At 52.8% G+C, this 470-nt stretch carries 1 protein-coding gene; it reads right to left on the bottom strand.

From position 1 onward, the window contains the following. Positions 1-141: 141 nt before the first annotated feature. Positions 142-470, bottom strand: a 329-nt coding sequence (locus tag IOC61_RS17760) for a hypothetical protein (protein WP_229333241.1), incomplete at its 5' end; no start/stop codon positions are given.

A 470-nucleotide genomic window follows, 5' to 3' on the forward strand; every position in this document is an offset into this window, starting at 1 on the left:
TGAGTTTTTCTAATTTCAAGATCCTCTCCTTGATTCAAAGTTTCCATATAAAAAACGGTGTGGTAAGGCGCGCCGCCCGGATGGCCCGATTGTAGGCAGCCACATTTACCGGCGTCGCCTCCACCAAATTGTTATACGCTACTAGCGCCTTCCTTTTGCTTTGTAGTATTGAAGGGCTTCGTCGGAAACTGGGCCATCGACGTCGCCCGACTGCCTCTTGCGCATCTCAAAATCTTGCACGGCTTTCCGCTCCAATCGACGCTCCCACCATTTCACCTCGCTTAGCATCCGTTTGGCTTTAGTCCTCAGCGCCTCAGCGTTCTGCGATTCAGCGGTCAGAGAACACTGTGGCGGTTCTAGTCCCTGCTCCTTGCAATAATCCAATGCGTCCGCCAACCCCTGCGAAGAGATGATCTCGGCGGATGCTTCCGCATGCTTCTTTGCGCAGGATCTTGCCTCTCCTACTAGAT

Origin of the sequence: Halomonas sp. KAO (genome assembly GCF_015595025.1) — a bacterium.
Taxonomy (GTDB): Bacteria; Pseudomonadota; Gammaproteobacteria; order Pseudomonadales; family Halomonadaceae; genus Halomonas.